General features: G+C 49.9%; 22 protein-coding genes. 6 read left to right on the forward strand and 16 right to left on the reverse strand.

Features of this window, described 5'->3' with window-relative positions; all coding sequences use genetic code 11:
* Nucleotides 1-63: 63 nt before the first annotated feature.
* Nucleotides 64-837 (reverse strand): helix-turn-helix domain-containing protein, encoded by a 774-nt coding sequence (locus IE074_RS06020; RefSeq protein ID WP_189384534.1) that lies wholly within the window; start codon nt 835-837, stop codon nt 64-66.
* A 243-nt stretch (nt 838-1,080) separates the two neighbouring features.
* On the opposite strand from IE074_RS06020, the gene IE074_RS06025 reads away from it, so the two are divergent.
* Nucleotides 1,081-1,299, forward strand: a complete 219-nt coding sequence (locus tag IE074_RS06025; protein ID WP_189384535.1) for a hypothetical protein — start codon at nt 1,081-1,083, stop codon at nt 1,297-1,299.
* A 213-nt stretch (nt 1,300-1,512) separates the two neighbouring features.
* Here the strand turns inward: IE074_RS06025 and IE074_RS06030 are convergent, their stop codons facing one another.
* Nucleotides 1,513-2,502 (reverse strand): Bug family tripartite tricarboxylate transporter substrate binding protein, encoded by a 990-nt coding sequence (locus IE074_RS06030; protein WP_189384536.1) that lies wholly within the window; start codon nt 2,500-2,502, stop codon nt 1,513-1,515.
* 110 nt (nt 2,503-2,612) lie between these two features.
* Here IE074_RS06030 and IE074_RS06035 point away from each other — a divergent pair, with 110 nt between their 5' ends.
* Nucleotides 2,613-4,289 carry a thiamine pyrophosphate-binding protein gene (locus tag IE074_RS06035; RefSeq protein ID WP_189384537.1) on the forward strand — a complete coding sequence of 559 codons (1,677 nt, stop codon included), beginning with the start codon at nt 2,613-2,615 and terminating at the stop codon, nt 4,287-4,289.
* A gap of 125 nt (nt 4,290-4,414) precedes the next feature.
* Here the strand turns inward: IE074_RS06035 and IE074_RS06040 are convergent, their stop codons facing one another.
* The 10 genes from IE074_RS06040 to IE074_RS06085 form a co-directional block, all read right to left on the reverse strand.
* Entirely contained in the window at nt 4,415-4,840 is a 426-nt protein-coding gene (locus IE074_RS06040; RefSeq protein WP_189384538.1) for a F0F1 ATP synthase subunit epsilon, read from the reverse strand.
* 13 nt (nt 4,841-4,853) lie between these two features.
* Nucleotides 4,854-6,251 (reverse strand): F0F1 ATP synthase subunit beta, encoded by a 1,398-nt coding sequence (gene atpD / locus IE074_RS06045; RefSeq protein ID WP_189384539.1) that lies wholly within the window; start codon nt 6,249-6,251, stop codon nt 4,854-4,856.
* 56 nt (nt 6,252-6,307) lie between these two features.
* Nucleotides 6,308-7,210 carry a F0F1 ATP synthase subunit gamma gene (gene atpG / locus IE074_RS06050; protein WP_189384540.1) on the reverse strand — a complete coding sequence of 301 codons (903 nt, stop codon included), beginning with the start codon at nt 7,208-7,210 and terminating at the stop codon, nt 6,308-6,310.
* A 67-nt stretch (nt 7,211-7,277) separates the two neighbouring features.
* Nucleotides 7,278-8,819, reverse strand: a complete 1,542-nt coding sequence (atpA, locus tag IE074_RS06055) for a F0F1 ATP synthase subunit alpha (protein ID WP_189384541.1) — start codon at nt 8,817-8,819, stop codon at nt 7,278-7,280.
* 33 nt (nt 8,820-8,852) lie between these two features.
* Nucleotides 8,853-9,395, reverse strand: coding sequence for a F0F1 ATP synthase subunit delta (locus IE074_RS06060; RefSeq protein WP_189384542.1), 543 nt, complete (start codon nt 9,393-9,395; stop codon nt 8,853-8,855).
* A 12-nt stretch (nt 9,396-9,407) separates the two neighbouring features.
* Nucleotides 9,408-9,878, reverse strand: a complete 471-nt coding sequence (locus IE074_RS06065; protein WP_169293496.1) for a F0F1 ATP synthase subunit B — start codon at nt 9,876-9,878, stop codon at nt 9,408-9,410.
* 153 nt (nt 9,879-10,031) lie between these two features.
* Nucleotides 10,032-10,274, reverse strand: a complete 243-nt coding sequence (atpE, locus tag IE074_RS06070) for a F0F1 ATP synthase subunit C (RefSeq protein WP_169293495.1) — start codon at nt 10,272-10,274, stop codon at nt 10,032-10,034.
* 150 nt (nt 10,275-10,424) lie between these two features.
* Nucleotides 10,425-11,312 (reverse strand): F0F1 ATP synthase subunit A, encoded by an 888-nt coding sequence (gene atpB, locus IE074_RS06075; RefSeq protein WP_189384543.1) that lies wholly within the window; start codon nt 11,310-11,312, stop codon nt 10,425-10,427.
* Nucleotides 11,313-11,377: 65 nt separating this feature from the next.
* A complete protein-coding gene (locus IE074_RS06080; protein WP_189384544.1) occupies nt 11,378-11,833 on the reverse strand; it encodes an ATP synthase subunit I in 456 nt (151 codons plus the stop codon).
* 79 nt (nt 11,834-11,912) lie between these two features.
* A complete protein-coding gene (locus IE074_RS06085) occupies nt 11,913-12,692 on the reverse strand; it encodes an enoyl-CoA hydratase (protein ID WP_189384545.1) in 780 nt (259 codons plus the stop codon).
* 97 nt (nt 12,693-12,789) lie between these two features.
* Between IE074_RS06085 and IE074_RS06090 the strand changes: the two genes are divergently transcribed.
* Nucleotides 12,790-14,559, forward strand: a complete 1,770-nt coding sequence (locus IE074_RS06090) for a M61 family metallopeptidase (RefSeq protein WP_189384597.1) — start codon at nt 12,790-12,792, stop codon at nt 14,557-14,559.
* On the opposite strand, the gene IE074_RS06095 is transcribed toward IE074_RS06090, so the two are convergent.
* The 4 genes from IE074_RS06095 to gpmA all read right to left on the reverse strand — a co-directional run bounded on the left by IE074_RS06095 (nt 14,560) and on the right by gpmA (nt 19,202).
* On the reverse strand, nt 14,560-15,315 hold the full coding sequence (locus IE074_RS06095; RefSeq protein ID WP_189384546.1) for a HesA/MoeB/ThiF family protein: 756 nt from the start codon (nt 15,313-15,315) through the stop codon (nt 14,560-14,562).
* Nucleotides 15,315-16,781 (reverse strand): S41 family peptidase, encoded by a 1,467-nt coding sequence (locus tag IE074_RS06100; RefSeq protein ID WP_373297778.1) that lies wholly within the window; start codon nt 16,779-16,781, stop codon nt 15,315-15,317. Before IE074_RS06100 ends, IE074_RS06095 begins: the two co-directional genes overlap by 1 nt.
* A 62-nt stretch (nt 16,782-16,843) precedes the next feature.
* The gene (locus IE074_RS06105; RefSeq protein WP_229793908.1) at nt 16,844-18,448 is read right to left on the reverse strand and encodes a peptidoglycan DD-metalloendopeptidase family protein; all 1,605 of its coding nucleotides are present in this window, start codon (nt 18,446-18,448) and stop codon (nt 16,844-16,846) included.
* Between the two features lies 1 nt (nt 18,449).
* Nucleotides 18,450-19,202: a 2,3-diphosphoglycerate-dependent phosphoglycerate mutase gene (gene gpmA / locus IE074_RS06110; RefSeq protein WP_189384547.1), complete on the reverse strand. Its 753-nt coding sequence runs from the start codon at nt 19,200-19,202 to the stop codon at nt 18,450-18,452.
* Nucleotides 19,203-19,351: 149 nt separating this feature from the next.
* On the opposite strand from gpmA, the gene IE074_RS06115 reads away from it, so the two are divergent.
* Genes IE074_RS06115 through secB form a run of 3 tightly spaced genes read left to right on the forward strand, consistent with a single transcriptional unit; the run spans nt 19,352 to nt 20,644 of the window.
* Entirely contained in the window at nt 19,352-19,801 is a 450-nt protein-coding gene (locus IE074_RS06115) for a rhodanese-like domain-containing protein (protein ID WP_189384548.1), read from the forward strand.
* A 23-nt stretch (nt 19,802-19,824) separates the two neighbouring features.
* Nucleotides 19,825-20,082, forward strand: coding sequence for a glutaredoxin 3 (grxC, locus tag IE074_RS06120; RefSeq protein ID WP_169293486.1), 258 nt, complete (start codon nt 19,825-19,827; stop codon nt 20,080-20,082).
* A 34-nt stretch (nt 20,083-20,116) separates the two neighbouring features.
* A complete protein-coding gene (secB, locus tag IE074_RS06125; RefSeq protein WP_373297781.1) occupies nt 20,117-20,644 on the forward strand; it encodes a protein-export chaperone SecB in 528 nt (175 codons plus the stop codon).
* Nucleotides 20,645-20,647 lie beyond the last annotated feature (3 nt).

A 20,647-nucleotide genomic window follows, 5' to 3' on the forward strand; every position in this document is an offset into this window, starting at 1 on the left:
CCCTTTTAATGATGAATCCAAGATTTTAACTGATTCAGGCACTTACAGGGCGGCAGTGGCGAACTAGAGCATATCTTTGAATTGCTCTGCCTTGATGCCGTGCTTCTGCATTAATGCCCAAAATGCCCTTCGATGCTTGTTGGAGACCCTGGCAGCCATGGCAATATTGCCACCGCATTTGAACAGGGCAGTCGTAATATAAGTCTTTTCAAATTGAGCAACCAGCCTGGACTTGGCCTCTTTGTAGGAGTGAGCCTGACTGACAAGCTCCCTGCAACAGGCGTCGGTTTCCAAAACAGGTGTAGCAGACCGGGAGACTTTGGACGCTTCACGGGCCTTGTCCTGCAACACTGGCGTTGTTGAGCCGTCAAACAATTGCCTTTCCTGTTCGTGCCGCAAAAGCATGAGCAGGCGAACTCTTAATTCGTCGATGTTATCGGGTGCAAAAGCAAAATCTGCCACCCCAAGACAAACCAGATCATACATGGCCACAGGATGTATTTCTTTCGTTAACGCCATCACCGGACGTAACAGGGAGAGTGGTGTTTGCTGCAGCAGCATTCTGGTCCATACCAGAGAATCCCGGGAAACCGGGAGCAAAATCACATCAAAGCGCTGCAGCCTTTGTGACAGGTTGGTCAACACCGAGAGATCCGGATAAGCATCCTGACATTGCCATGGCAAAGAAGAACTGTCAGACGGGCAGCTTTCTTCCATCAAGCTGACGGGATAGAGGTTTAATTTTCGGGTATTTACATTTGCCTTATCAATATACGCCTGTATTCTTTTCTCAAAAGCAGGCACCATCAAAACACCACAATCCAGACATTCTCGCATTTTTGTCTCCAGTATTACGATTCATGACAGGCCTCATCATAACAATCAATAACACTTGGTAACAATTGCTATTTTCCACAATATTGGACATCTACCGATTGTGGCTTTATTGAAAAAATCCTTGATTTTCAATTAATTATTCAATAAACAGACTATTCCCCTTGCAATAAACTAGGGAAAACCCTATAATGGATATCACTTACTTAACACTCAATTCAAGAGAGATAACACATGAAAACCGCAATGAATTCCAATATCACACTTAGCGACAACCTTGAGCGCGAACTTATTTCACAGGCGATCAGTGAAGAACGCCCTGTTAATCTGGTAAAAATGTTTAAAGCCGTAATTTCTTCAATTGCCACGGCTGTCAGCATGTTCGTTGAAATGTTTAAAGACACCGAAAAAGCAATTGACCAGGCTGATCGTAAAGATCACAACACAGGTGGTTTCAGCTGGTAATTTAACCCAGTACCCAAAGCATTCACTGCTTTTGTTGAACCCCCATGTATTATCCCCGCAAGAGGGAAAGTGCCCTGGATTGAGAAGTAATAAAAAAAGCTAATAGATAAAACTCTATTAGCTTTTTTCATATCTTGAAAAGACAGGCTGCAGATAGCTTGCCTGCCTGAAAAACACGAATGATCTCAGGCAAACAAGCCATTGACGGCAGAATTAATCTACGCTAATGCCGCCTTTGCGGATAACGTCACCCCAGCTTTTGGTTTCAGCTGAAATAAACGCACCAAATTGTTCTGGTGTATTTTTTTCAGTAACCGCACCCAAACCATCCAGCTGTTCAACCACTTCCGGCTTGGACAGGATTTTTTCAATGGTCGCGTTCAGTTTATCAACGATTTCTTTGGGTGTTCCCGCTGGTGCGACAATACCGAACCAGGAGTCAACCGTAAAATTGGGGTAGCCCAATTCCTGAAGGGTAGGCACATCAGGGAAGGCCGGAGAACGACTTGCGGACGTAATGGCAAATGGTTTCAGTGAACCGGCTTTGATATGCGGAGCGGAAGAAGGCATGTTGTCGAACATGACATGAACCTGACCGCCCAAAAGAGCAGTCATGGCTGGACCACTACCACCATAGGGAATGTGCAGCATCTCGATACCTGCCTGCTGCTTGAACAGCTCACCAGACAAGTGCATTGAAGTGCCTGAGCCGGAAGAACCGTAAATCACGTCTTCAGGCTTGGCCTTTGCATGATCGACCAACTCTTTCACCGAATTATAGGGCATGTTTTTGTTGGCAACCAGCACGTTGGGAACCTTGGCGACCAAGGCAACAGGCGCAAAATCTTTTTCTACATTAAACTTGATATTGTTATACAGTGTTTGGTTAATGGTGGTTGTAATGGCCATCATTAGCAATGTATAGCCGTCGGGCTTGGCGCGGGCAACCAGGTCAGTGGCAATATTGCTGCCAGCACCGGCTTTGTTTTCCACAACAAAAGATTCACCCAACTCATCACTTAGGCCTTTAGCCACGATACGGGCCAGTACGTCGGTGGTACCGCCAGGACTAAAGCCCACAACAACTTTTGCCGCATGCTCAGGATATTTGGTTTCTGCTTTGGCAGGAGATGTCATGGCCATAAAGCCAAATCCGAGACTCATGGCCAGCGCAGCTACGCGAAATAGAGAACGCCCTTTCATATAGAATTTCCTTTAATATAATGTTCGGATAGCCAGAATGTTTTCTTAAGTAGAAACTAACTTCCTATTTTGGCTACGTTTATTACAAACCCTACTATTATAGAATACTCATGGACAACAATATCAAAACTCGCAGTGGTGGACAAATTCTTGTAGATCAGCTTATGGCACAAGGCGTGGACCACGTTTTTTGTGTACCTGGTGAAAGCTATCTTGCCGTACTTGATGCCCTGCACGATGCGGACATCAAGGTAACCGTATGCCGCCAGGAGGGAGGCGCCGCCATGATGGCCGATGCCTATGGCAAATTAACCGGTCGTCCGGGCATTTGCATGGTAACCCGCGGGCCAGGCGCAAGCAATGCATTTGCCGGCATTCATATTGCCAAACAGGACTCTACCCCTTTAATCGTTTTTGTTGGCCAAATTGAAACCGGCATGCGTGAACGTGAAGCTTTCCAGGAAGTGGATTACCGCGCCGTTTTCAGCACGCAAACCAAATGGACCACCGAAATTGATGATGCAAGCCGAATACCGGAGCTGATTTCCCGCGCGTTTCATGTGGCGACATCGGGCCGCCCTGGCCCGGTTGTGATCGCCCTGCCCGAAGATATGCTTGTACAACTGCGTGAAGTGGCCGATGCCCCCCGCGTGGAAGCGGTTGAATCAGCACCTACCCAATCACAGATGGAGACACTTGAAAACCTGTTGGGTGAAGCCAAAAACCCGATCGCCATTCTGGGCGGCAGCCGCTGGAGCGAAGACAGCGTGAACGCCTTTGCCCGCTTTGCGGAAAAAAACCAGTTGCCCGTTGCCGTCCAGTTCAGGCGCCAAATGCTCTTTCCCGCCAACCACCCCTGCTTTGCCGGTGATATTGGCCTGGGCATTAATCCGAAGTTGCTAAAACGTTTTGAGCAAGCCGATACCGTGCTACTGGTGGGGGGACGCATGTCTGAGGTTCCTTCGCAAAGTTACACGGCACTGTCCATCCCGGTCCCCCAACAAAAACTGGTGCATGTACATCCCGACAGCCAGGAACTGAACCGGGTCTACCAGGCTCGGCTGGCTATTAACGCAAGCCCTGCCGAATTCACCCGTGCACTGGGTAAATTAAGCATCAAGCCAAGCACTGACCGGGAGGAACTGGTCAAGCAGGCCCATAACGAATACCTGAGCTGGAGCGACCCGACAACCGTCAGCGTGCCGGGCAAACTGCAAATGCCCCATATCATGCAATACCTGGAGAACCGGCTGACTCCAGACACGATCATGACCAATGGAGCCGGCAATTACGCCACCTGGCTGCACCGTTTCCACCGGTTTACTCAATTCGGTACCCAGCTGGCCCCCACCTCGGGCTCGATGGGTTATGGTCTGCCGGCTGCCGTTGGTGCAAAACGCCTGCTGCCCGACACGCCGGTTGTGTGCTTTGCGGGTGATGGCTGCTTCATGATGCACGGCCAGGAATTTGCCACCGCCGTACAATACGGTCTGAATATCATTGTGCTGATTTTTGATAATGGCATGTATGGCACCATCCGCATGCACCAGGAAAAGCATTACCCCGGGCGAATCAGTGCCACTCATTTGCAAAATCCCGATTTTGCCGCCTATGCCTTCGCGTTTGGCGGCCATGGAGAAAGAGTGGAAAGCAATGAAGAATTTGGCCCTGCTTTTGAACGGGCGATGACCAGCGGTAAGCCGGCCATTTTGCATTGCCTGGTTGATCCACAAGCGATTACACCCTCGGCAACGATTGACCAGATCCGTGCCGCTGCCCTGAAATAAGTTTTTTCCAGGCTGCCGGGTGCTTATACCCGGCAGGTTCAAGCGGTTCACACATCTACCTGGTTGTAAAAAACATGCAAAAAAATAGCGCCCATAAGGCGCTATTTTTATACTTCTTTTGTCGCTTAGTGGCGATTTTTCATTTGAGTCAGGCGACGGGCGGCGCTAACCTGAGCGGCCAACATGGCCAGCTCGGCTTCAACCACCGCAATCTCTGTCTTGTCACGTGCATTACGCAACGCTTCTTCAGCCTGCTCACGCGCCTTGACCGCTTTAGCTTCGTCAAGGTCTGCCGCGCGAATTGCTGTATCAGACAGTACCGTTACGCCATACGGCTGAACTTCAATGATGCCGCCAGCCACAAATACCAGCTCTTCTGCACCATCTTCACGAACAATTTTCACTGTTCCGGGACGGATACGAGAGATCAGAGGTGTGTGGCCAGGAAGAATACCCAGTTCACCCGCTTCACCAGGCAAAGCAACGAATTTTGCCTCACCGGCAAAAATCGACTCTTCCGCACTTACCACATCAACATGTATAGTAGCCATAGCTATTCCTTAATTATAAGGTTTTGGCTTTTTCGAACGCTTCGTCGATTGAACCAACCATATAGAATGCCTGTTCGGGCAACGCATCACATTCACCTTCCACAATCATTTTAAAACCACGGATGGTTTCTGACAATGGAACATATTTACCAGGAGAGCCGGTAAACACTTCAGCAACGTGGAAAGGCTGGGACAGGAAGCGCTGAATTTTACGGGCACGAGCAACGGCCTGCTTATCTTCAGGAGACAACTCGTCCATACCCAGAATCGCGATAATATCACGCAACTCTTTATAGCGCTGCAGTGTTTGTTGAACTGCACGGGCCACTTCGTAGTGCTCGGTGCCAACAACCTGGGGATCCAGCTGACGGCTGGTTGAGTCCAGAGGGTCAACCGCAGGGTAAATACCCAGTGAAGCGATGTCACGAGACAACACAACGGTAGAGTCCAAGTGCTGGAAGGTGGTTGCTGGAGAAGGGTCGGTCAAGTCATCGGCAGGAACGTAAACGGCCTGGATCGATGTAATGGAACCGGTTTTGGTAGAGGTAATACGTTCTTGCAGAACACCCATCTCTTCAGCCAGTGTAGGCTGATAACCCACCGCTGAAGGCATACGACCCAACAGCGCGGACACTTCGGTACCGGCCAGCGTGTAACGGTAGATGTTATCAACGAAGAACAGGATATCACGGCCTTCGTCACGGAATTTCTCAGCCATTGTCAGGCCGGTCAGCGCAACACGCAGACGGTTTCCTGGTGGTTCGTTCATCTGACCGAAAACCATGGCAACCTTGTCCAGAACATTAGACTCTTCCATTTCGTGGTAGAAGTCATTACCTTCACGGGTACGCTCACCCACACCAGCGAAAACAGACAAACCGGAGTGCTGTTTGGCGATGTTGTTGATAAGTTCCATCATGTTAACGGTTTTACCTACACCGGCACCACCGAACAGACCCACTTTACCGCCTTTGGCAAACGGACAAACCAGGTCAATAACCTTAATACCTGTTTCCAGCAGCTCTACTGATGGAGACAATTCGTCAAACTTTGGAGCGGGCTGGTGAATACCACGTTTTTCTTCATGTTCGATCGGACCTGCTTCATCGATTGGACGTCCCAAAACGTCCATGATGCGGCCCAGCGTACCCTGACCAACAGGTACGGAAATATTTGCATTGGTTCTAATCACTTGCATGCCGCGGCGAAGACCGTCACTTGAACCCATGGCAATGGTACGGACAACGCCGTCGCCTAATTGCTGCTGAACTTCAAGGGTAAGCCCTTTCTCGGCGAAGCCGCCTGCGTCTTCTGACAAGACAAGCGCTTCGTAAATTTTTGGCATGTTGTCGCGTGGGAACTGTATATCCACGACGGCGCCGATGCACTGAACGATGGTACCGTTACTCATGTCGATTCCTTACTTAATAACGATTGAAAGAAACTGACAGCCAGCAAGCCCTTGGCTTAAACGGCTGCAGCTCCCCCCACGATTTCTGAAATTTCTTTAGTAATTGCTGCCTGACGGGTTTTGTTATAAACCAGTTGCAAATCACCAATCACTTTTTTCGCATTATCTGACGCAGCTTTCATAGCCACCATTCGGGCTGACTGCTCAGACGCCATATTTTCTGCTACTGCCTGGTAGACTACGGACTCTACATAGCGGTGCAAGAGGTCATCAATGACTGATTTTGCATCGGGTTCGAAAATGTAATCCCACTTATATGATGCCTTGGGAAGCTGAGACTCTTCTTCCAGAGAAGTCTGGAAAGGATCAGCAAGACCATCAGGCAACGGCAATAAACGAATAAACGAAGGCTCCTGCTTCATGGTGTTGACGAAAACGTTCGTGGCAACATACAAAGCATCAATCGTGCCATCCATATAAGCATCAAACTGCACTTTCAGTGCACCAATCAGACGCTCGAGACTTGGAGTATCACCCAACTGCACTTCCTGGGAAACCAGGTTTGTACCTATCCGGGTCAAAAAGCCCAGACCCTTGTTACCAAGCGCAGTTGCCTGAACCTTAATGCCCTGGGCATCAAATTCTTTAAGACGTGACAAGACAAGACGCTGTATGTTGGTATTCAAGCCCCCACACAGACCTTTATCTGTACTTATCACTACAATGCCGACAGCCTTGAGCTCTTTACGCTCTTCCAGATAAGGATGAGAGTACTCAGGATGTGTCTGCATCATGTGCGTAGCAATTTCACGTACTTTAGTAGCATAGGGACGGCCTGCACGCATTCTTTCCTGCGCCTTGCGCATTTTGGAAGCAGCGACCATTTCCATTGCTTTTGTGATCTTGCGAGTGTTTTGCACACTCTTGATCTGAGTACGGATTTCCTTAATTCCAGCCATAAGCCTTCCTGTTAGACGGTTTTGCAAAACAAGGGTGCAGGATCATGATCTTGCACCCTACCAGGTCTTAGTAAGTACCGTTCTTCTTGAATGCCAGAACTGCTTCTTTCAAAGCCGCTTCGTCATCTTTAGAAAGCTCTTTGGTTTCTTCGATGCGGTCAACCAAAGCACTGTGCTTATGTTTCAACTCATCTTTCAAACCTTTTTCAAATGACAGAACCTGGCTGACATCGATGTCATCAAGGTGGCCATTATTTACGGCAAACAGAGACACGGCCAGTTCCCATACCTGCAAAGGCTGGTACTGAGGCTGTTTCAACAATTCAACAACACGTTTACCACGTTCCAGCTGACGGCGAGTGGCTTCGTCAAGGTCAGAAGCAAACTGTGCAAAGGCAGCCAGTTCACGATACTGCGCCAGGTCGGTACGAATACCGCCAGACAGTTTTTTGACCACTTTGGTCTGGGCTGCACCACCCACACGAGACACGGAAATACCCGCGTTAATCGCAGGACGGATACCGGCGTTGAACAAGTCTGTTTCCAGGAAGATCTGACCGTCGGTAATGGAAATTACGTTGGTTGGAACGAAAGCGGAAACGTCACCGGCCTGTGTTTCAATGATAGGCAGGGCAGTCAGGGAACCTGTTTTGCCTTTTACCGCGCCGTTTGTGAATTTTTCAACATAGTCGGCATTCACACGGGCTGCACGTTCGAGCAAGCGGGAGTGCAGATAGAAAACGTCACCGGGATAAGCTTCACGGCCTGGTGGACGACGCAACAGCAAGGATACCTGACGGTATGCCCATGCCTGTTTGGTAAGGTCATCATAAACGATCAGGGCATCTTCACCACGATCGCGGAAATATTCACCCATGGTGCAACCGGCATAAGGAGCCAGGTATTGCATGGCGGCAGAATCAGATGCAGCGGCAGCTACAACGATTGTGTATTCCATGGCACCGTGTTCTTCAAGTTTGCGAACCACGTTATTGATGGTAGACGCTTTTTGACCGACAGCCACATAAACGCAAGTAACGTTTTTGCCTTTCTGGTTGATGATGGCATCGATAGCAACTGCGGTTTTACCGGTTTGGCGGTCACCAATAATCAGCTCGCGCTGACCACGACCAACGGGTACCATGGAGTCAATCGCCTTGATACCGGTTTGCAATGGCTGGGAAACAGATTGACGGGCAATAACGCCTGGCGCCACTTTTTCGATAATATCGGTTTCTTTGGCATTGATGGGGCCTTTGCCATCGATAGGCTGACCCAGTGTGTTGACAACGCGACCACGCAATTCGGGACCAACGGGCACTTCAAGAATGCGACCGGTTGTTTTAACAGGGTCACCTTCGGACACACCTGTATAATCACCTAAAATAACCGCACCAACTGAATCACGCTCGAGGTTGAGAGCGAGACCAAAAACGTTGTTTGGAAATTCAAGCATTTCGCCTTGCATCACATCGGACAAACCGTGGACACGTGTAATACCGTCGGTTACGGAAACGACCGTACCTTGTGTGCGAACATCAGCAGAAGTACCCAAGCCTTCGATACGGCTCTTAAGCAATTCGCTGATTTCTGACGGATTGAGTTGCATATTCAGACTCCTGAAATCCTGTTATTCTGGCGCTTATGCAGCGACCAATGTATCGCGCAAGCGAGCCAACTGGGCTTGCACGGAAGTATCTAATACCTGATCACCCACTGTGACTCGGATACCGCCAATAAGGGATTTATCGACAGTAACAACTGGCTTTAACTTGCAGCCAAATTTTTTCTCGAGACCAGTAAGCAATTCCTGAATTTGCGCATCGCTTAATTCAAAAGCACTTGTGATTTCTGCACTGGCAGAACCCTCATGGCGATTTTTCAGTTCTTCAAATTGCGCTGCGATCTCGGGCAATAGCAATAATCGATCGTTGTCCACAAGCAGTTCGATAAAGTTCTGCATTCCTTTGGAAAGCGGAGACCTGGCCAGCCCTGGGAACAGTTTTTTACGTTGATCTTTGCTTAATCTGGGATCGGACATTGCTTCACGCACGTCCGACACACTTGAAATTTGTGCCAATTCACTAACAGCCTCTGACCATGCAGCCAAGCCGGCCTGATCATTTTTGGCCGCGGCAAACAAGGCTTCTGCATATGGGCGGGCAATTGTTGATAATTCAGCCATGATAATCCCGAATTAAAGCTGTGCTTTAAGTTGATTCAACAACTCAGCATGCGTTTTTTCATTGACTTCACGCTGAAGAATCTTCTCTGCACCTTTAACAGCCAAAGCGGCTACTTCTTCACGCAGTCCCTGGCGAGCACGTTCTACTTCGAGCTCGGCATCCTGTTTGGCCTGGGCCAAAATACGGGCGCGTTCAGACTCGGCTTCACCACGGGCAGCTTCAACAATAAGAGCCGCCTGTTTTTCAGCCTCTGCCAATTTAGCGTGATTCTCTGATTTTGCAGAGGCTTCGATCAGGCTGATACGAGCCTGGGCCTGAGCCAGATCTGCCTTGCCTTTGTCGGCAGCAGCTAAACCATCGGCAATTTTCTGACGACGTTCATCGATAGCCTTTGTAAGGGGTGGCCACACAAACCGCATTGTGAACCATGCCAATACAAAGAAAACGAGCGTCTGGAAAAAGAGCGTCGCGTTTAAATTCACGGTCGTTTCCCTTCTACTATGTTAAGGCTTTGCGAAATTGCAAAACCCGAAATTTATTGAACTCTGTCATATGCAGGCCTTACTTATAACCATAAGGCCTGCATCTCCATCCAGTTCACACCCCATCAACAGATGGTATAGACGTTTACTGTATTAAGCGCCGAATGGGCTAGCAAACGCGAACAACATAGCGATACCAACACCGATCAGGAACGCAGCATCGATAAGACCAGCCAACAAGAACATTTTTGTTTGCAGTGCATTCATCAATTCTGGTTGACGAGCAGATGCCTCAAGATATTTACCGCCCATGATAGCGATACCGATACACGCACCGATAGCACCCAAACCGATGATAAACGCGCAAGCAAGAGCAACGAAAGCTGCTGTGGTCATGACAACTCCTTGTGGTTATGAACCTAAAACAAATTTAAAGATGGAAAAAAAACTACTAAAAATAAAGCAAACAGACCAGTTAAAAATTAAATGATGCAATTTGCAAGAAAAAACATCCCGGAATATTTTGATAAACCAGGACGTTAAATCTTAGTGCCCTTCATGTGCCTGACCGATATAAACCAGTGTCAGCATCATGAAAATGAATGCCTGGAGCAAAATAATCATAATATGGAAAATTGCCCAGACGGAACCAGCCAGAACATGACCGACTCCCAACCCAATGCTCATTGCATTGAATCCTGTCCATGCACCGCCCAGAAGAGCGATCAACATAAATACGAGTTCACCGGCAAACATGTTACCAAACAACCGCATGGCCAGAGATACCGTTTTGGCAGCATACTCGATAACGTTTAATGCGAAGTTGGCAGGGGCCAGAACAATTGCACCAATACCACTTGAATGGAAAGGAGCTGTGAACAGATCTTTGACGAAACCACCGGGGTTTTTGATTTTGAAGCCGTAGTAAATAGACAGCAGCAAAACACCCAGAGACATACCCATAGGCACGTTCAGGTCGGCAGTAGGAAGAATACGATGGTAGTACAGTGGACCATGAGAATCAGCGTCTCCGGCAAGACCAAGCCAGCTAAACAGCGAAGGCGCCAGATCAACCGGAATCAAGTCAAGGACGTTCATGAGCGTGATCCACAAAAATATGGTTAACGCCAATGGCGCAACATACTTGCGTGACTCAGAATTATGAATAATGCTTTTTGCCTGATCATTGACCATGTCAACAATCATTTCAACACCAGCCTGAAAACGTCCAGGCACACCAGAGGTGGCATGACGCGCGGCTTTCCACAGAAAACCGACCACCAGCAAACCCATTGCAACAGACCAGAAGATGGAGTCATAGTTGATAACACCGAAGTCTACAATGTTTGCCTGTCCTTCTCCGACGTTATTGAAATGGACAAGGTGATGCTGAACATAATATGACTGAGGCGAGACATCTGCAGGTGCAGCCATTTGATTCGTACTCCACGATTTGGCAGCCAACAAGGCTGCATTACACTCTTTCCCAATGATTGTTATTAAAGCCTTTTAAAAGCCAATAACAATACATATCCCTTTAACACCGCAACCAGGCCAATCAGCAACGCTGGCCAAACCAGCAAGGTTCCGGAGAATTTAACTATTAATGCAAGCAAGCCCACCGTGCCCCCGAGTTTGAATGCTTCACCCCAGAAAAACGTTAGCACGCTTGCATTTGAACCACTATAAAGCTTTAACAACATATGCAGCACGAAAAACGCTGTTGGCACCAGGTAAGCCATACCACCGGCCAACGCCGACATTGCGGCAGCCACACCAGACACCATCCAGCACAGCACCACTACTATTGCCAGCAAAACAAACTGTGCCAACACTATATTTACAAGCCCTTTGGCAGAACTTGCGTTAAGTCTGGCTTTTTCAGCCTTGCTGAGCTTAAGCACGTCGTTTTCAGGACTACCCGAATACGCGTACTTATCATGCAGTATGGTCATAACAAGGTTTCGCAATATGTCAAGCCTTGAGAGTATAACTTATTTTTTCCAACATAAGCAAACCCGAGAAGCAGTTTAATTACATATTCCTGAAATTTGCCTGACGTTTTTCTACAAATGCATTCATACCCTCTTTTTGGTCCTGTGTTGCAAATGTTGCATGAAATACACGCCTTTCATATTGCAGCCCCTGTTCAAGGGTTGTTTCCAGTGCGGCATTCACGCATTGCTTTGCCATCATAACCACTGGCGTTGACAACCCGGCAATACCCTGAGCCACCTTGACCACTTCTTCAAGGAAGTTTTCAAGGGGCAGGATACGGGCTACCAGGCCGGCACTTTCCGCTTCTTTTGCGTCCATCATTCTACCAGTCAGGACCAGATCCATGGCTTTTGATTTTCCGATAGCCCTCGTCAGTCGTTGTGTACCCCCCAGCCCCGGAATGGTACCCAACTTGATTTCGGGCTGGCCGAATTTGGCATTATCGGCCGCAATAATGAAATCACACATCATGGCCAACTCACAACCACCGCCCAACGCATAACCGGAAACGGCCGCAATCACGGGCTTGCGAATGGCATTTTTCATGGTTTCCCATGGTCCGCCAATATAATTGCTTTTATACACGTCCATATAAGACCAGTCTTTCATGGCTGAAATGTCGGCCCCAGCCGCAAATGCCTTTTCATTGCCGGTTAGCACAATGGCGCCCACCGCATCATTGTTTTCAAGTGCCAGCAACGCTTCGCCCAGCGCTTCCATGACTTCATTGCTAAGAGCATTCAACACCGCTGGACGGTTTAAGGTTAATACACCCACACCGCCATCAATTTTCGTCAACACCAATTGTTCTGACATACTACCCTCCTGTAAGTTGTCAATAATCTGTTTTTTCCTGAGGTATTGTAGCCAGTTTGTTATAGTTACTCTGTCTGAATATATACAAATAGCAAAAATCCCGATGAACGAAATTATTTATACCATTACCCCCCATGACCCGGCCGGCCACCGTTTTTTTGTCGAAATCAGCATTTCCGCTCCCACCCCCAGTGGCCAGAAAGTCTCCCTGCCCTCCTGGATTCCCGGCAGTTACCTGATCAGGGATTTTGCCCGCAACATCGAAAGCATTGAAGCCAGCTGTGGCGAAAAGAAACTGCTTGTTGAAAAAACCGACAACAACCACTGGCAAATAGAAGCCTGCCAGGGACCGTTGCATATTTCCTATACCGTTTACGCCTGGGACTTATCAGTGCGCAGCGCACATCTTGATGAAACGCATGGCTTTTTCAATGGCACCAGTGTTTTCCTGCAAATTCATGGCCATGAAGAGCTGCCCTGCCTGCTAAACATTAAAGCGCCCCAAAGCATTAAAAACTGGAAAGTGTACACCAGCCTTCCCGAGGCCAAAAAACACCCCGGCTGCGCGGCACGTCACGGTTTTGGCATGTACCTGGCCCCCAACTATGATGCCTTGATAGACCATCCGGTTGAAATGGGCACACCACAAGTGGTTTCGTTCAAGGCTTGCGGCGCCACGCATGAAATGGTTTTTACCGGCCAGATTCCCAACCTGGACCTGGCCCGCATTGCCGCAGATACCGCCCGCATCTGCGAATACCAAATCAAATTTTTCGAACCCGAATCGCACAAGGCCCCGTTCCTGGATTCATCCGATCGCTATGTTTTCATGACCATGGTTACCGGTAAAGATTACGGCGGTCTTGAGCATCGTTCCTCGACCGCCCTGATGGCCTCACGCAATGACCTGCCAACCATTGGCAATCCCGAGCAAAGCGAACAGTACCGCAACTTCCTGGGCCTGGTCAGCCATGAATATTTTCATACCTGGAACGTAAAACGCATTAAGCCTAAAGCATTTGCCCCTTATAATCTTTATACTGAAAACCACACCAGCCTGCTCTGGGTGTTTGAAGGCTTCACGTCTTACTATGACGACCTGACCCTGTTCAGGGCCGGCCTGATCACGCAGGAACAATACCTGGGCCTGCTAGCCAAAACCATTGCCAATGTCCACGCCTTGCCAGGACGCTTCAAGCAAAGTGTGGCACAAAGTTCATTTGACGCCTGGACCAAATTTTACAAGCAGGATGAAAATGCCCCGAATGCCATCGTGAGCTACTACAGCAAAGGCTCTCTGGCTGCCTTGGGCCTTGACTTGACCATCCGCAACGCCACCCGTAATGAAAAATCACTGGATGATGTCATGCGGCTGCTGTGGCAACGCTACGGCCGCGACTTTTTCAGCAAGCCAGCCGATGGTCTTAAAGAAGATGAACTTGCCGCAACCATCAAAAGCGCAACCGGGGTTGATGCCAGCGACTACATTGCCCGCTACGCACATGGCACTGAAGATATTCCGTTGAAGGAACTGCTGGCTGGCCAGAACCTGGCCTTAAGCTGGAAAAACAGCAGCCAGACCCCATCGCTGGACATTCGCACCAAGGTGGCCGGGGATGCCTGCCAGATTGGCAACGTGATTGAAAATGGCGCGGCCCATAAGGCCGGACTCAGTGCAGGCGACACACTGGTAGCCATTGATGGCATCAAGGTGGACACCGGCAATCTGGACACATTGCTGAAACGCTACCAGCCAGGACAAAAAATCATTGTCCATGTGTTCAGGCGTGATGAGCTAAGGAGCTTTACCCTTACCCTGAACCCGCCCCTGCAAAACGAGTGTGTGCTTGAGCCGGGACAGGCATAATCAGTCGTGCGCGGTGCCGCAGACCTGGCACTGCGGATTTTTCTGCACCTGCATTGCGTGCCATTGCATGGTACGCGCATCAAACTGCAACAAACGCCCGTCAAGGCCGGCAGGCATGCCGGCCAGCAGCTTCAGGGCTTCTGCGGCCTGCATGCTGCCAATAATGCCCACTAGCGGGGCAAACACCCCCAGCGTGGCACAGTTGTCAGGAGCCAGGTTATCAGAGGGCTCAAACAGGCAGGCATAACAGGTGGCATCCTCATGACGCAGGTCATAAACGGCTATCTGCCCGTCAAAACGAATGGCCGCCCCTGATACCAGCGGCTTTTTCAGGGCTACGCAAGCCCGGTTGATATGATGCCGGGTTGTGAAATTGTCGGTGCAGTCAAGCACCACATCGGCACTTTTAACCAGTTCCAGTAAACCCGGGCCGTCAAGGCGCCGGGCATGGCACTCGATAAGGGGCTCAGGATTCAGGGCCTGCAAAGCCTGCCGGGCCGATTCCACCTTCGGCAGCCCTATCCGCCCGGTCGTGTGCAAGATTTGCCGCTGCAAATTGCTTAATTCAACCTGGTCATCATCAACCAGCACCAGCTGGCCAACACCTGCCGCCACCAGATAAGCGGCCGCCGGACAACCCAGCCCCCCCGCACCCACCACCAAGACGCTTGAAGACATGATGTTCTGCTGGCCTTCAATGCCTATTTCATCCAGCATCAGATGCCGGGCATAACGCAATAACTGAGAGTCATCCATTATTTGCTCTGCTTTTCAGCGCTTTTATCGCCAGCTGCACTGCCATCATTGCTGCCTGACGGCTTGACCGCTTCCATTTCTTCTTTGCTCAGGCCTTTGGGCTTTTCTTTGGTGATGACCCCCTGGTCAACCTTTTTGCCGGTCAGGTGGTTAATGGCCTGCTGCAACTGGAAATCCTCACCGGAACCAAACTCAAACATTTCTTCAGGCTCTTTGAGCATTTCAATAGCCTTGTCGGTATTGACTTTGCCCTTCACGCCGGCTGCAGGCACCTGGTCATTATTCAGGTGATCACTTAAATCAGCTTCCCGGGGGAAACTGAACAGATCACCCGTTTTGGTATCGGAAACAATGATATCCGGCTCGATGCCGGTGGCCTGTATGGAACGCCCAAGCGGCGTGTAATAGCGGGCGGTTGTCAGTTTAATGCCGGTATTGTCATCCAACGGCATAACCACCTGCACCGAACCCTTGCCAAAACTGCGGTTACCCATGATGGTGGCACGCTGGTAATCCTGCAAGGCACCAGCCACAATTTCAGATGCCGAGGCTGAACCCACGTTAATAAGCACCACCAAAGGCACCTTGCGCGTCCAGTCAGGCAGATTTTTCAGATAATCGGACTCATCGGGTGCATATTCAGACGGCACCGCCAGATAACGCTGCATTTCCTGTTCGCGGGCCTTGGTTGAAACCACCAGTTTATTGGGCTCGATAAAAGCAGCGGAAACACCAATGGCAGCATTCAGCAAGCCGCCAGGATCATTGCGTAAATCAAGCACCAACCCTTTTAGGGGCTTGCCTTTACCCAAGTCTGTCAGGTGCTGGGCCAGATCGGCCCCGGTGCGCTCCTGAAACTGGGAAATTCTCACGTAACCGATATCATCAGGCAAACGCTTGCTACGTACGCTGCGAATCTGGATAATATCCCGCACAATTTTAATATCCAGGGGTTCGGCTGAAGAAGACCGTTTAACCGTCAAGACAATTTCACTGCCCGGTTCGCCGCGCAACTGCTTGATGACGTCGTTCAGGGGTTTGCCTTCAGTGCTTTCACCATTGATTTTTATGATCAGGTCACCCGGCATAATGCCAGCCTTGGCCGCCGGCGTATCTTCAATAGGCGCAATAATTTTAACCAATCCCTGCTCGGCACCAATTTCTATGCCCAACCCGCCAAACTCGCCATCGGTGGATTCTTTCATTTCCTCAAACTCGTTCTCATCCAGAAATGAAGAGTGCGGATCAAGGTCATTGACCATGCCCTTAATGGCGGATGCGATCAGCTCCTGGCTTGAAACCGGTTCAACATAATTATTCTTGACCGCGGCAAAGACCCTGGCAAAACGCTGCAATTCCTCATAGGGAAGTTCATGCGATACCTTTTGCGCCCATGCCGGCATAACGGCTGTCAACAGCAATCCTGCCGCAACCATGTAACTAACCAATCGTTTTCTGCTTGTCACAAGACACTCCTGCCTGCAATCGAATAAAGTTTCAGTGGTATGTGATATAGATTCTGACAATATTATCTTGATAACCAGTTTAGTGGATCAACCGGGGTGGATCCATTGCGTATTTCAAAGTATAAGGCAGGATCCACCTGACCGCCGGTTGACCCTACACGGGCAATGGTTTGTCCGGCACGAACACTGTCGCCCACACTGCCCATGATGCTTTGATTATATCCATACACACTCATATAGTTATTGCCATGATCAATAATGACCAGATTGCCAAACCCGCGCACCCATGATGAAAACACCAGTTGCCCGCCCGCAATGGCGCGTACGGGTGTGCCTTCATTGGCACTGATCAGGATCCCACGCCATACGCCACCGGTATCGGGTCGGGTCGTGCCAAAACGTCCCTGCAAGGCTCCGCGTACCGGCCAAGGCGCGCCTTTTTGCAAACCGGTTGCGCCCGATTGGGCATTGGCGGCTGCCCGACGTTCATCCTCACGGGCCTTTTGTGCCAGCAAGGCCGCCTGCTCTTCTTTTTCTTTTTTAATCTGTGCCTTGGCCCGCTCAATTTCGGCATTTTCAGCCTGTTGTCTTGCCAGAGCCAGTTCCTGGCGGGCCTGCTCGGTTTGCTGCCGGACACTTTGCTCCTGCTGCAGGGCCTGCTGACGCTGGCGCTCATCTTGTGCCTGAGCCACCTGCTGTTGCGCCTGGTTCAAGGCAAGGGTCTGCTTTTCCTGGTTCACCACGGCGCTTTGCAACACCACATAAGCCAGTTCTGTTTGTGCTTCGGCCTGTTTGGCCACGATGGCAGCCCTTGCCGCCTGCTCTCTGGCCAAAGCCGCTTCCTGTTCTTTCTGGCGTAACGCAGCCCTGCGTTTTTCCGCTTCGGCTTTCTCTTGGGCTATCCTTGCCTGTCGGGCCTGCTCCAGCTGCGTGGAGATATTTTTCTGAATATCGTCAATCAGGCTATTAAGCCGCTTTTCGTCTTGTGCCAGCTTGGCGGCCTGTGAGCGCCGGTCAGCCAGGTCCTTTTCAATTTTTTTCAAGACAGTGGCGTGCTTTGTTTGCTCGGACTCAAGCTCTTTTTTGCCAACCCGGGTTTGTTCAGCCAGGCGATCCAGGGTTTTCTGGCGATCCGCTGCTTTTTTCTTCAGCTCATCCAGACGGGCAATTTCAGTCTCAAGTTTCTGTACCCGTTCAACCCGCGCCTTGGACACATAGCCCAGATAAGTCAGATCCCGGCCAATTTGCTGGGCATCTTCGCCTGACAGCAGCGCTGCCCACGGCGACAGTCCGCTGGTATATTGTGCACGCATTTGAGCAGCCAGCTCTTCGCGCCGCAGCTCCATGATTTTTTGCTGGCGATCCTGCTGTTTGCGCAACTCGCCCAATTCTTTTTTTGCGCGCTCACCCTGTGCCTTGAGGTCATCAAGGCGTGCATTTATATTGGAAATTTCCGTTTCGGATTTGCGCAGTTCCTCGGTGACGTCTTGTTTGTCCGATTCCTGCGCCTTGATTTTTTTATGGATTTCTTCTATCTGGTTTTGCAGGCGGGCTTTCTGCTTTTCTGCCATTTTTTGCTGTTCGCTTAATGCAGCGGTTGTCTGGGCCATGACCGGCCCGGCGCTTAACAGCACAAACAGGGAAACGCAAATGACCCACCTGTTCACATTAGTCCTTTTGCGCTTTACCCTGGGCAGCCACTGCAGCCACCGCTGCGGCAATCGCTTCCTGATCACCCAGATAATAATGACGGATGGGCTTGAGGTTTTCATCAAGCTCATAAACCAGCGGCTGTCCAGTTGGGATATTCAGATTGACAATATCGTCATCGGAAATGCTGTCAAGGTGCTTGATCAAGGCACGCAAACTGTTGCCATGGGCGGCAATCAGCACGTTCTTGCCAGCCTTGATGGCGGGCGCAATGGACTCATTCCAGACCGGCAGAACGCGGGCCACGGTGTCTTTCAGGCATTCGGTGGCTGGCAGCTGTTCAGCGGGAATGCGTGCATAGCGGGCATCGAAACGGGGATGACGACTGTCGTCCAGATCCAGAGGATTGGGCGCGATGGCATAAGCACGACGCCACACAAGCACCTGATCATCACCATACTTGGCGGCAGTTTCGGCTTTATTCAGGCCCTGCAGGTTACCGTAGTGACGCTCGTTCAGGCGCCAGTTCAGGTGAATCGGCGTATGCATGGCATCCATGGCGTCCAGGGCAATCCACAAGGTACGAATGGCCCGTTTCAAAACGGAAGCATAAGCCACATCAAACGAAAACCCTTCCTGCTTCAGCAACTCGCCGGCCTGCCATGCCTGTTGACGACCCTGATCAGTCAGGTCAACATCGGTCCAGCCGGTAAAACGGTTTTCAAGATTCCACTGGCTTTCACCATGACGCATTAAAACGATTTTGTACATACTCTGAGCTCTTTTCCACTAAATTAAGAAATAAACAATTCAATATCCAAACAATTTTCTATTATTTTAGCGAAGTCTTATCTCTATTTGTCCAGCTATTTTATAATCTGAGAATTAAGCTTGAAAAAAGCAACCCTACAGGATTAGACGTGGATTTTCTTTTTTACCAAAATACCATTTATTTTTTAGCTTTTGCCCTGGTCTCAGGCATCATGCTGGCCATTCCCAATTTTCGCAAAGGCGGTTTTGGCGGCCAGTCCAATATGTTAAGTACCAAAGAAGCCGTGCAAATGGCCAATAAATCAGCCGCCATTTTCATTGATATCCGTTCGGCTGAAGAATACAAAAACGGTTCTATTCCGCAGGCCCGTAATATTCCCCTGGACGAACTCGAAGAAAAAACGGCTTCACTGTCCAAAAGCAAGCCAATTATCCTGGTCTGCAATATGGGGCGTACCGCGCAAAAAGCGGCCACAAACCTGAAAAAACTCAATTTTGAAGAGGTTCACGTGCTTTCCGGCGGCATTTCAGCCTGGACCCAGGATGGCCTGCCCCTTAAAAAGCACACGGCTGCCACCCAGCGCAAACAAAACCGTTAAACCATTTACACAACAAAAGCACCATGAAAAAAGTCACTATGTTCTCCAAGGCAACCTGCCCGTATTGCATCCGTGCCGAAAAACTGCTCATCGAGCGTGGCGTAACAAATCTGGAAAAAATCAGCATTGACACCAACCGTGAACAACGGGCTGTTATGATTGAGCGCACCGGACGCACCACTGTTCCCCAGATTTTCATTGGCGACAAACACGTGGGCGGTTGTGATGACCTGATGGCACTTGACCGCGCAGGCGAATTGACGGCCCTGTTGGCCGACTAAGCCATCAGCGCAATTTAACCTTTAATCTTCTTACATAGGAAACAGCATGGCCCAAGAGCAACAAGCAGAAAATACCAATCCAGCGTTCAATTTGCAACGCGTCTATCTGAAAGACCTGTCTTTGGAAATGCCCAACTCACCCCAGATTTTCCTTGAGCAGGAAACACCCGAGGTTGAAATTTCCCTGAGCGTAGGCGGTCAACGCCTGGCCGAAACCATTTTCGAAGCCACCGTACGGGCAACCGTCACCACCAAAATCGGTGACAAAATCCTGTATCTGGTTGAAGGTACCCAGGCTGGTATTTTTGAAATTGCCAACATCCCTGAAGAGCAGTTTGACCCTCTTCTGGGCATTGTGTGTCCTACCATGCTGTTCCCTTACCTGCGCGCCAATATTGCCGACGCCATCAACCGCACTTCATTGCCCCCGCTGCACCTGGCAGAAGTAAACTTCCAGGCCCTGTACGAACAGCGCACCCAGGAAGCCCAACAGGCACAGCAAAACAGTGCCGCCCCTGAAGACTCCGGCATCATCCTGCCTCCTGGCACAACCCGTCAGTAAGCA

The organism is Advenella faeciporci (genome assembly GCF_014652395.1).
GTDB classification, from domain to species: domain Bacteria; phylum Pseudomonadota; class Gammaproteobacteria; order Burkholderiales; family Burkholderiaceae_B; genus Advenella; species Advenella faeciporci.